Raw genomic sequence first — 11,318 nt, 5'->3', positions numbered from 1 at the left:
CGTGACGAAGCCCAGGCTGCACGTTCACTCCGACTGCCAGTTCTTCAGCGGTGCCGAGAACATGGTAGGCAACCTCGTGGGGAGTGACGCCTTGCGAGAGCAGTTCGACGTGAGTTTCAGTTACCGTTACACCCTCGAGTACGAGCGTGGGTTCCGCAGCCGAGTCTCCACACCGGTGCCGACGTTCCCGCTGAGACTCCGTGACACCGCCACGTTGATGGAGTTGACCGGAAGCCTGCCCAAAATCGTCGACAGGGGTTGGAAGTTGCTCCTGTTCCTTCTTCAGGTTCGCTACTTCTTTCTTCTCTGGAACACCGCGATTTTGTGGCGGTTCTTTCGCCGGGAGCGCGTCGATATTCTCCACGTGAACAACGGTGGTTACCCGGCAGCCTACTCCTGCAACGCTGCCGTGCTGGCAGCCAGGCTGGCCGGCATTCGCCGGATTGTCTACGTGGTGAACAACATCGCCCAACCGTACGCGTCACCCCTACGGTGGACGGACTATCCCATCGACCGGCTCGTCGCTGGCACGGTCACGGTATTCGTGACCGGTTCTGGTTTTGCCGCGGACGCCCTCAGGCGAGTGCTTCGGCTTCGTGTCGAGCAGGTCCGGACCATTCAGAACGGCATCGCTCCGCGACGGCTCCATGAAGATCGGGGAGCGGTGCTGGAGCGCCTTGGTCTGGCTCCCGACCGCACGTTGCTCGCGGTCATCGCGGTCATCGAACAACGCAAAGGGCACGCGGTTCTCATCGAGGCCATGCGCGTCATGCGAGGCCGACTAGATCCGTCCGAGATGCCGATGCTGCTCATCGAGGGCGTGGGTTCGAAGTTGGCGGAAGTGAAGGCTCTCATCCGGAAGCATGCGCTCGACGACTGCATTCACTGTCTCGGCTCCGAAGAACACGTCTTCGACCTAATGAACACGGTCGACGTGATCGTGTTGCCGTCTATTTCCCACGAGGATTTCCCGAATGTCATACTCGAGGCGATGAGTCTCGGAAAGTCCGTCGTGGCGAGCCGGATTGCCGGCGTGCCCGAACAGGTCACAGACATGGAGTCCGGGATTCTCATCAAACCGGGAGACGCAGGCGCGCTGGCCGAGGCACTCGTCCGCCTGGTCAGAAACCCAGGGCTGCGCCGCACTCTCGGCGATAATGGCCTTGAACGGTTCAAGGCGCACTTTCGCGAGGACCTGGCCGTGTCGCGATACATGGCGCTCTACGAGGAATTGTGCACGGGAGCGCTCCATGCGGTGCAGAATGTGGCGTGAGGAGCGAGATGTGCCCTTCTTCACGACCCCGGGGCGTATCCGGGTGCCGCTGTGGTCAACACGAAGACAGAACAAACTGCGGGTGGGGCGTTGAAAACTGTCATTCTCTGTGGCGGCTACGGCTCACGGATTCGCGACGTCGCCGACAACATTCCGAAGCCGATGATCCCGATCGGCCGCCAGCCGATTCTGTGGCACATCATGAAGTACTACGCCGGGTTCGGCTACAGGGACTTCGTGCTGTGCCTGGGCTATCAGGGCCAGGTCATCCGCGACTTCTTCCTGAACTACGAGGCGCACACGCAGGACGCGACGATCGTGCTCGGTCGCGGGGGTCAGGTGCAGTACCTGACCAACCACGATGAAGCCGATTGGCGAGTCACGCTGGCCGACACTGGTCAGGACGCGATGACAGGAGCGCGAGTGCGCAAGATCAAGAAGTACATCGCGAGCGACGAGGAGTTCTTGCTCACCTATGGTGATGGCCTGGGCGACATCGACATCGACAAGTTGGTGGCCTTTCACCGCGCGCACGGAAGGATCCTGACGATTACCGGGGTGCGTCCCCCAAGTCGGTTCGGCGAATTACGCGCGACAGACGATGGTGTGGTCGTGGAGTTCAACGAGAAGCCGCAGGCTACAGCCGGACGGATCTCAGGCGGGTTCTTCGTCTGCCGCCGTGAGTTCTTCGACTATCTCAACGAGCAGGAAGACCTGGTGCTGGAGCAGGAACCCATGGCTCGCCTGGTCGCCGATCGCCAGATGTGCGTCTTCGAGCACGACGGCTTCTGGCAGCCGATGGACACGAGCCGCGAATACCAGTTTCTCAACTCGCTCTATGCATCGGGGAATGCACCGTGGGTTCGATAGACATGAGGGACGTGCTGGCCTCGTTCTCGGGCAGACGGGTTCTCGTCACCGGCCACACAGGCTTCAAGGGCAGTTGGCTGGCATTCCTGTTGAAGGAGCTCGGCGCCGATGTCATGGGCTGCGCCCTGCCGCCCGAGCCACGCCCCAGCCATTTCGAGCTGCTTCACCTCGAAGACAGCATCCAGCATGTCGTGCTCGACATTCGTGACGCCCCCGCGATCCGGGCCGCGGTCCAGTCGTTTCAGCCCGAGTATGTGTTTCACCTGGCTGCTCAGGCGCTCGTGCGGAGATCGTACGAGGACCCCGTCACGACCTTCGGTACGAACGTCATGGGAGGGGTCAACCTGCTCGAGGCGGTGAGGCACTGCAACTCCGTGCGTTCGCTCGTCTTCATCACCTCGGACAAGTGTTACGAGAACGTCGAATGGGTGTGGGGGTATCGGGAGAACGATCGCCTCGGTGGGCACGATCCCTACAGCGCCTCGAAGGCCGCCGCCGAGGTGGCATTTTCCGCCTACGCGCGTTCCTTCCTGTCGTTACTGCCCAATCTGGGTGCGGCCACGGCTCGGGCAGGGAACGTGATCGGAGGGGGCGACTGGGCGGCGGACCGTATCGTGCCGGACTGCGTCAGGGCCGCAGGAATGGGCGTCCGGGTGCAACTACGCAATCCGCAGGCGACCCGTCCCTGGCAACACGTGCTGGAGCCCATCTCGGGTTACCTGCTGCTGGCCGCCCGGCTCCGCGACGAGCCCACGAGCTATGGCGGCTCCTGGAACTTCGGCCCGTCGAGCTCTGATGTCCGGACAGTCGAGGACGTGGCCGTCGCGGTTTCTCAAGCGCTCGGCCAGGAGCGCCCGGACACGACGCAGGCAGAACCTGGCCACCACGAGGCGCAACTGCTTCAACTCAACTGCGACAAGGCGCACCACCTGCTCGGCTGGCGGCCCAGGTGGAGCCCCGACAAGACGCTGGCTGCGACGGCCGGCTGGTACAAGGCGGTGCTGGGTGGCCAGGAGGCCAGGGCGGTCACGCTCGCACAGTTGCGCGACTACTTTCCGGAGTGGACATGATTGATGGAGTAGTCGTCACGCCGTTGCCTCAGTTCTTCGACGAGCGCGGAAGCATCATGCACATGCTGCGCGAGGACTCACCCGTCTTCTCCAGGTTTGGCGAGATCTACTTCTCGTGCACGCACCCGGGTGCGATCAAGGCCTGGCACCTGCACAAACGCATGACGCTCAATTACGCCGTCGTCTTTGGCGAGATCAAGTTCGTCCTGTACGACGATCGCCCGGACAGCCCGACCCGTGGATCGATTGACGAGTTCTTCCTCTCCCCGAGGAACTATCAGCTCATCACGGTTCCCCCGCTCATCTGGAACGGGTTCAAGGGCATCGCCAGTCACTCGACGATCGTCGCCAACTGTGCCACCTTGCCGCACGATCCTGATGAGCTCGAGCGCAGACCGCCGTTCGACCCGAGTATCCCGTACGACTGGGGCATCAAGCACAAATAGGTCTCGAGCGCTCGATCGGGCTGACAAGCGTCCACTCCGACCGGATTATGCGACTACTGGTGACCGGCGCGTCCGGCCTGATCGGCGGGAGGCTGATCAGGTTCCTTCTCGAGAGAGGCGGCGTGACGATTCGCGCGGCCAGCCGGATCGCGCGAGCCTGGCCGGCCGGGGTCGAAGGCTGTGTCGCTGACATCGGGCGGCCCGCAAGCCTGGCGGATGCATGTCGCGGGGTCGACGCCGTGATCAATCTCTCATCGATGTCTGAGCGGGCCTGTTGTCTGGACCCCGCCGAGGCGCTGCGGGTCAACGCGGGTGGGACACTGGCCCTGGCGTCAGCCGCTGCCGGCGCGGGCGTGACGCGATTTGTCCAACTGTCGACCTACAAGGTGTACGGCGACAACCCGAGCGGGTGCGTGACGGAGGAGACACCGCCCAAGCCCCGTTCGCACTACGCGATCACGCACCGAACAGCCGAGGACTACGCGCAATCCCAACACCCCAACTGCGTCGTCTTCCGCCTCGCGAACGGCTTCGGCGCGCCGGCCGGGCCCTCCGCGGACGGCTGGCAGATCATCGCGAATGAGCTTTGCAAGGAGACCGTCGTCCGGAGACAGATCACCATACGGAGTTCGGGGCTTGCATGGCGCAATTTTGTGCCCATGCCAGACATCGTCGGCGCGCTGCACGCCTCGATCACGAGTCTTGCGCCCGGGACATACAATCTCGGTGCATCTTCTTCCATGACCCTGCGGGATCTTGCTGCCCGCGTCGCGCGGGTGAGTGCCAACGCGCTGGGAATCCGCCCGGCTTTGACGTTTGGCCCCGTCGATCCTGGTGGCGCACCGGCCCCGCTGGACTACCGCACCGACAAACTCCTCGATGCGGGCTATGGCCTGATTGCCTCATTCGACGATGAGTTGCTGGCCACGCTCCTGGCTGCCAGCGCGACATTCAGACCGGACCGCAATGACTAAGCCGCCCCGCGTGTCGGTGTTGATGACGGTGCACAACGGCGCCCCGTATATCCGGGAGGCGATCGACAGCATCGTCAAGCAGACCTTTGAGGACTGGGAGTTGATCATTGTCGAGAACGGTTCGACGGATGATTCGCCAGCCATCGTGGCGTCCTACACAGATCCTCGGATTCGCACGACCTGGTTGACGAAGGACGCCGGGCGGACAGCAGCATTGAGGCTGGCATTTGATCTGGTCCGGGGGACGTATATCGCAGTGCTGGATGCCGACGATCGCTCGCACGCTGCGAGGCTCGCCAGACAAGTCGCGCTACTGGATGAACAGCCTGACGTCGTTCTGGTCGGCACCTGGGCGCACCATATCGACGAAGTCGGACACTTCGTTGACCGGTGGACAGTGCCAACCGAGCCGAAAGCCCTCTATGAGTGGTTCGGGTGGGGAAACCCGATCGTCCACTCCTCGGCAATGTACCGGGCGGCAGTGGCTTCGGCCGTCGGGGGGTACCCCATGGAATGTCCGTATGCCCAGGACCTGGCACTGTGGTTACGCATTCTGCGCCACGGCCGGGTGGCCGTGATTGGCGAGTACCTGTGCGACCGGCGCGTGTCATCGGCGAGCTTAACGGGCAAATCGCAGTTTCGGGTCGATGTGGCGCGTGACACGCTGGCGCTTCTCCGCTATGCCCGGGAGCACCTGACGCTCGGGAGAGAGAGCCTGCGACGGAATCGGGAACGGACGGCGATTACCTCGGTGAAGTATGGCTTCGCCTTGTGGCAGGAACGCCAGTTGCTGGGGGCCTGTCTGGCAATCGGGCACGGGCTATTCGCCGATCCGATGGCACTGCTCCGGCAGAGCGGCCTCTCAAGGCACTGAGTGCGATGACCAAGAAGCCGAACAGATGGTGGACGCCCTCACTGTCGTGGCTCCTGCTCCTCGTGTTGATATTCCAGACATCGCTCCTGCCCGACATCCTTGGGTTGCGTGGAACCGCTCGCGTCGCGAACGCGATTGCCTTGAGTGCGTTCCTGATCATGATCCTGGGAGCAAATTACCGAAGGGTCTCTGAGTCGGTGTTCTTCTTCTTCTTGCTCCCCGCTGGTCTTGTTCTGTTGGGCTACGCCATCAACATTCTCCGAAGCCTGGACTCTCAGGCCCTCGGTCGTCTGGGCATGCTGCTCCCGTGGTGTGCAGCCTTGTCGGTACCCTTCATGCCGTCGTACAGCCTCGCGGCGTCGTGGCTGGTCTTCTATCGTTTCATGTTGATCTCCTCAGTGATCTCCTGTGTGGAGTACTGGGCCGTGTTTACCGGGCACCTGGCGACGAAACCGATTGAGACGGTCTACGGCAGCTTCAACACGGGAATATTCACGACTTACCTTAGAACGCCGGACGGCAGCCCGCACTTCAGGATGCACGGCGTATTTCCCGAGCCAGGTACGTTGGCGATGTGGTTGTTGCCTGCGATTGTTTACGCCCTCGTGTTCCGGAAACGCTTTGGGCTGGTGGTTCTTCCGATCGCCTTTTTTCTGTCTTACTCGCTCGGCGGGTTTGCCAGTGCCGCGGTAATGGCGGGCTCCTTCACACTGTGGTGGACGCGGCGCTGGCTCGTCCGCGGGCTGATCCTGGCGGTTATCGCCGTGGGGGTCGTCACCCTGTTCGGTAACTTCTTCGTCCGCAGCTACGACGCCAAGGCGGAATCGGCGACCGTGCGGGAAGAGAATGCCATTCGGTTCTGGAAGACGTTAGGACACCAGATCATGACTCGCCCGCTCGGAACCCCCCTGGTGGGGGCCTCCCTTTCGGCAATTGGAACAGTCGACAGCGATTACTTGGGATCCGATTTCGCGCCGTATACAGCCCTTGTTCTAGGCGGCGTGGGCGCCATGATCGGCTACAGCGTCATAATCTTGGTCGCACTGCTCACCTCGTTGAAGTACCTGGCCAAACCGCGCCCAGACCGCCTCATGGCCTGTGTATTCATCAGCCTGCCGCCGCTCATCATGTTCGTGTTTCAGCGCGTCACGGTTTTCGATTCTCCCCTGTTCGCGTTCCTTGTCGCAGCCCCCCTTATCGCAGCCATTCGGGGCGATTGGGTCGTAGCACCGCGTCAAGTCACACAATCGTACCGAGATCTCCGCGAACAACGAAACACAGAGCGACTCTCGGGGCGTGCTGACTCTTGAGTGACCACCCCCCCCGTTCCCGACGCCGTTCCCAGCGCACACAGAGGCCAGAGTGAGCCAGGATTCCCCGCAGAAATGGGTAGATCGGCTCATTCCGTTAGCGGCCATCGCGTTCCTGTTCCTTCTGGGCGAATCCGCCGCGCGTGTCGCGATTTGGTGGCAGTACGGCAGCGCCAACCATGCGAACCAGGAACAACTCAACTATGCGCCGTTTCTGATCACGGCGGGCGACGAGGCGACATACGCCTACCGACCTCGACGAGAAGGTGTTCCTCGAGTCCTCTGGTGCGGCTCCTCTACCGCACAGCAATTCACGCGCGAGGAACTCGAGGCCGCGTTTGAGCGATTATTCGGTCGCAAGGTCGAGGTGCTCAATCTTTCACAGGGGGGCTACAACTCGAGTCAGGAACTTGTCCAGTTGAGCCTTTACGGAATGCAACTTCAACCGGATCTAATTGTCACCCTTGATGGGATTAACGACATCATCGGAGTCACAAAGACCGGAAAACCAGGCATTCCATACCTCAACATCGCTATCGAGCAGGCACTTACCAACCCAACCACTTTCTGGGTGACACGGTTACTCGCCACTTCACAGTTGGTCAATACTGCGCGGAAGATCGCCGAGCGCCGGCGCGAAGTGGCAGTTGGACTTGACCACGCGTTGATCGACAGCACTGTCGCGCTGTACCGCTCGAACATCACCAAGATTTCACTCCTTGCCAGGGGGATTGGCGCACGACACGTTGCGGTCCTGCAACCGTATCTTTACCTTCGTCAGGGCCCTCCAACGGCCGAACAATCGGTGTCGAAGAACTGGGCCTATCGTAAGCAGTTCATGCCAGGGGCCATGAAGCAACTGAACGGCGCCCTCGAGTCAGTCCAGTGGCCGGACAACGCCAGCTACATCAACGGGTTGACAGCGTTTGATGAAAGTGCCGGCATAATCTGTTTTCGTGACGAAGCACACCTGGAGCCCGAGGGTCGCCGGATCTTGCTTCAACGCATCGTGCATGAACTCGCGCGCCGAGGAGGAAACGAAGCGACTTCCGGTGCCGACCCTGTGTTTCTGCCGGACGTGCCGCGATGACTTTTGTTTCGCTGCCGTTCATTCTCTTCCTCTGCGTGGTCTTCGCGGCGTACTGGACAGCAAATAGACGATCTGTCGGCTCACGGAACGCCGTCCTCATAGTCGCGAACCTCGCCTTTTACGGTTCGTGGAACCCCCAACTCGTTCCGCTGCTGCTTCTGACAATATCGATCGACTACGCCATCGGCCTGAAGATCTCGTCGGCCGAGTCTGAAGCCACGAAAGGAAGATGGCTTGCCGGAGCCTTGCTCCTGAGCCTCCTGCCACTGGCCTATCTCAAGTACTCGACATTCCTCGTTGTTTCGTTGACGGATCTTTGGGAACCATTCGGCGCACAAATGGCTCCTTGGGCGTACCGCGCCATTCTGCCCGTTGGAATCAGCTTCTACACGTTCGCGAAGATGAGCTATCTGGTTGACGTCTACCGAGGGACAATCCCGGCCGAAAGGAACTTCCCGAGATTTGTCGCGTACCTGTCTTGTTTTCCGGTCATGCTCGCCGGGCCGATTGAGCGCGGCACAACGTTGCTGCCCCAACTCAAACGCCGCGCCGAAGTAAACGACGAGGCTTTGAGCGACGGAGTAAGACAATTCCTCTGGGGAGCCCTCAAGAAGGTGGTCGTAGCCGACAATCTCGCATTGATTGTGGACCGCATCTACACCCAGCAGAGCCTGGCGGGCGGTGGGGAACTGGCGATCGGAACGCTGTTCTTCAGCATCCAGATCTATTGTGATTTTTCCGGTTACTCGGATATGGCCATGGGGATAGGTCGACTTCTAGGGATCGAACTCACGCGCAATTTCGCGTATCCGTATTTCTCACGCGACATAGGAGAGTTCTGACGTCGGTGGCACATCTCCCTCTCGTCATGGTTCCGTGATTATGTCTTCTTCCCTTTGGGAGCAAACTACCGTGGCACCCTCCGGTGGTGTCTGAATATCCTCCTTACGTTTGCTGCTTGCGGACTGTGGCATGGGCCCAAATGGACGTTTGTGGCGTGGGGCGTGCTTGTTGGGTTGTATTTCTTCCCACTCATAGCGCGTCCGCCGGGGAAGCGCTCTCGAATCGTCGCGCGAGGAAGACGATGGCCGACACTGCGAGAGATGACGCAAATGGCCTTCACGTTTACGCTTGTTACGTTTGCGTGGGTCTTCTTCCGTGCCGGAAGCGTGAGCAGCGCGTTTGCGTACGTTGGAGCAATGACCTCACGGTCGTGGACGAAATACCCGTTGCTATCTGCGTTTTCACAAGAGCGACACATTGGCATCGCGATGGTCACAGCGGTTGCGATGGCGATAGTCGTGTTTATGGTGGAGTGGTTTCAACGTGACCGCCCGCACGGCCTGTCGATCGAGTGGACGCCGCCTTGGCTGCAATGGTCGGTGTGCTACGCCGTTATCGCTTTGCTGATAACGTGCGCTCCGGAAGAGGCGGTGAAGTTTCTCTATGCTGACTTCTGACGTTGCTCAATGTCGTGGGGAACCTTGCCGGAACCTACTCTCGCGCCTTCGACGTCCGCATAGCCACGGTTCGGCCCATCAACACCCAAGATCCGCACACGTCGGCCCGCGGCATCACCAAAGCGATCTTCACGCAGCCACTCTCGCTGGATCACGTCGCAGGTGGCCCGCCGTCGTCGTGGTATCGCGTGTTGTAGGTGAACGGTGAGGGGAAGTAGATTGCTGATGCCAACGAACGTCAGTCTGGTGATGCTCCCCGCGTGGGGGATCACCGACATTCCTTTGACGCTCGCCTCCCTGGTGAGCTATCTGCGCAGCAAGGGCGTGTCGGTGAGCGTCTTCGACTTCAATGTCGAACTGTACCATCTGCTGTCTCGGTACCGGCACATGTGGGACCTCTCCCACGGTCTCGAGGCCTGGGAGCGGAGCAATTTCGTCGATACGTTCTGGCGAGACAACCAAGCCGTGCTGTCGAGCCTGATAGACGACGTCCTCGAGACGAAGGCCAGGACGGTCGGGTTCTCACTGTTCTGCTCCAATCGGTTGCTGACCGAGCGATTCGCTGCGGCACTCAAGCAAAAGGCGCCCGAAGTCCGGATCGCCTTCGGCGGGCCTGAAGTAGCTTACTTGGGTGACGTCGAGGCATACGGAGAACGGTTTCCCTGGATCGACCACTTCGTCCTGGGTGACGGAGAGGAAGCGCTCACGCGTATCGCGCGCGGTGAGGAGACGCGGCGCATCGTCAATGCCCGCGAGAAGCCTATCAGGCTCGACTCGCTACCTCTGCTCGATTTCTCAGATTTCGACTTCGAGCTCTACCGGGACCCGCATGCTTTCCCCATGTACTCGAGCCGGGGCTGCCCGAACGCCTGCATCTACTGCACAGAACGGACCTTTCTCGGCCGGTACCGCACTCGTTCGGCCGAGCGGATCTTCGAGGACGTCAGGACGCAGAAGGAGCGCTACGGGTCGCTTGAGATGTTCCGGTTTCAGGAATCGACGAGCAACGGTAACGTCCGCGTGTTAGAGCGCTTCTGCGACCTCATGATTGAAGCCAACCTCGGTCTGAAGTGGGCGGTTAACAACGGGATGATCCGCCCCGAGATGGACGCGCGGTTGCTGGCAAAGCTACGCGCTGCCGGATGCGTATTCTTCGACTATGGACTCGAGACCCCGGTCGCAAGTGTGCTGGAGAGCGCCGGGAAGACCCTCGCCCGCGGTGCGGACTTTGAACGGATCATCCGCGACACGCATGACGCAGGCATCGAAGTGGCTATCTGCACGATGTTCGGCCTGCCTGGCGAGACCGACGAGGACTTCCAGGCGCAGATGGACTTCCTGAGGCGCAACCACAGCTATATTTCCGTCATTGCGCCGAGTCTGTGGTTCTGCTACTTCCCCGAGGGGTCGGAGGGATGCAAGAACCCCGAGAAGCACGGGCTTGACCTCGATCTCGGCTCACTCTGGTGGTCAACGGCCGATGGCACCAACACATACCCCATGCGCATGGAGCGTTTCGTACGCTACACCGACCTGATGCAGGAACTCGGCGTGCAATGCATCTTCGGCTACCCGGTCCTGCCGGACCGTCTTGCCCTGCTGAAGGAGTACTACGACGAACTCGTGAGACGGGGGCGAATGAAGGATTTCGAAGCCGCGCAGCGGATGACAGAGGCGCAAAGGATGGAGCCAAGACCTGCTCCTGGAGGCCACATGCTGCGGAACTTACTGAAGAAGGCGATCTACAAGGTTGCACCGGCCGCCATCAAAGGAGCGATCCACGAAAAGGCGCGTGTGCGAGTCCTCGAGAAGCGGCTGAACCGCATGCTCGACACGCGCACACCGCCCGAGAGCGCCGTTGCCGCGCAGCCGGCCGTCCCCGACCGCCGCGCGCACTGATCGCTTGACCGCCGGCGCGCACAGGTGGACTACCCGGCTTGGCGGACGACGA

General features: G+C 61.0%; 11 protein-coding genes. All 11 read left to right on the top strand.

Features of this window, described 5'->3' with window-relative positions:
• The first annotated feature begins 1 nt into the window (after position 1).
• Complete coding sequence (locus NTV05_11925) at positions 2–1,273, top strand: glycosyltransferase family 4 protein (GenBank protein MCX6545103.1); 1,272 nt, start codon at positions 2–4, stop codon at positions 1,271–1,273.
• A 90-nt stretch (positions 1,274–1,363) separates the two neighbouring features.
• The gene (locus NTV05_11920) at positions 1,364–2,143 is read left to right on the top strand and encodes a glucose-1-phosphate cytidylyltransferase (protein MCX6545102.1); all 780 of its coding nucleotides are present in this window, start codon (positions 1,364–1,366) and stop codon (positions 2,141–2,143) included.
• A gap of 2 nt (positions 2,144–2,145) precedes the next feature.
• Entirely contained in the window at positions 2,146–3,213 is a 1,068-nt protein-coding gene (gene rfbG / locus NTV05_11915) for a CDP-glucose 4,6-dehydratase (GenBank protein ID MCX6545101.1), read from the top strand.
• Positions 3,210–3,659, top strand: coding sequence for a dTDP-4-dehydrorhamnose 3,5-epimerase family protein (locus tag NTV05_11910; protein ID MCX6545100.1), 450 nt, complete (start codon positions 3,210–3,212; stop codon positions 3,657–3,659). Before rfbG ends, NTV05_11910 begins: the two co-directional genes overlap by 4 nt.
• Positions 3,660–3,706: 47 nt before the next feature.
• Complete coding sequence (locus NTV05_11905; GenBank protein ID MCX6545099.1) at positions 3,707–4,633, top strand: SDR family oxidoreductase; 927 nt, start codon at positions 3,707–3,709, stop codon at positions 4,631–4,633.
• Positions 4,626–5,507 carry a glycosyltransferase gene (locus NTV05_11900; protein ID MCX6545098.1) on the top strand — a complete coding sequence of 294 codons (882 nt, stop codon included), beginning with the start codon at positions 4,626–4,628 and terminating at the stop codon, positions 5,505–5,507. The genes NTV05_11905 and NTV05_11900 overlap by 8 nt, the downstream gene beginning before the upstream one ends.
• Positions 5,508–5,512: 5 nt before the next feature.
• Positions 5,513–6,817, top strand: coding sequence for a hypothetical protein (locus NTV05_11895; GenBank protein MCX6545097.1), 1,305 nt, complete (start codon positions 5,513–5,515; stop codon positions 6,815–6,817).
• Between the two features lie 52 nt (positions 6,818–6,869).
• On the top strand, positions 6,870–7,907 hold the full coding sequence (locus tag NTV05_11890; GenBank protein MCX6545096.1) for an SGNH/GDSL hydrolase family protein: 1,038 nt from the start codon (positions 6,870–6,872) through the stop codon (positions 7,905–7,907).
• 35 nt (positions 7,908–7,942) lie between these two features.
• Entirely contained in the window at positions 7,943–8,749 is an 807-nt protein-coding gene (locus tag NTV05_11885) for a hypothetical protein (protein ID MCX6545095.1), read from the top strand.
• Between the two features lie 270 nt (positions 8,750–9,019).
• On the top strand, positions 9,020–9,367 hold the full coding sequence (locus NTV05_11880; GenBank protein ID MCX6545094.1) for a hypothetical protein: 348 nt from the start codon (positions 9,020–9,022) through the stop codon (positions 9,365–9,367).
• 225 nt (positions 9,368–9,592) lie between these two features.
• On the top strand, positions 9,593–11,266 hold the full coding sequence (locus NTV05_11875; GenBank protein ID MCX6545093.1) for a radical SAM protein: 1,674 nt from the start codon (positions 9,593–9,595) through the stop codon (positions 11,264–11,266).
• Positions 11,267–11,318: the final 52 nt, after the last annotated feature.

It is taken from the genome of Acidobacteriota bacterium (assembly GCA_026393755.1).
Taxonomy (GTDB): domain Bacteria; phylum Acidobacteriota; class Vicinamibacteria; order Vicinamibacterales; family JAKQTR01; genus JBAXOX01.
Note: the sequence above shows the minus strand (reverse complement) of the source record. Positions and strands in the feature narration are given on the sequence as shown.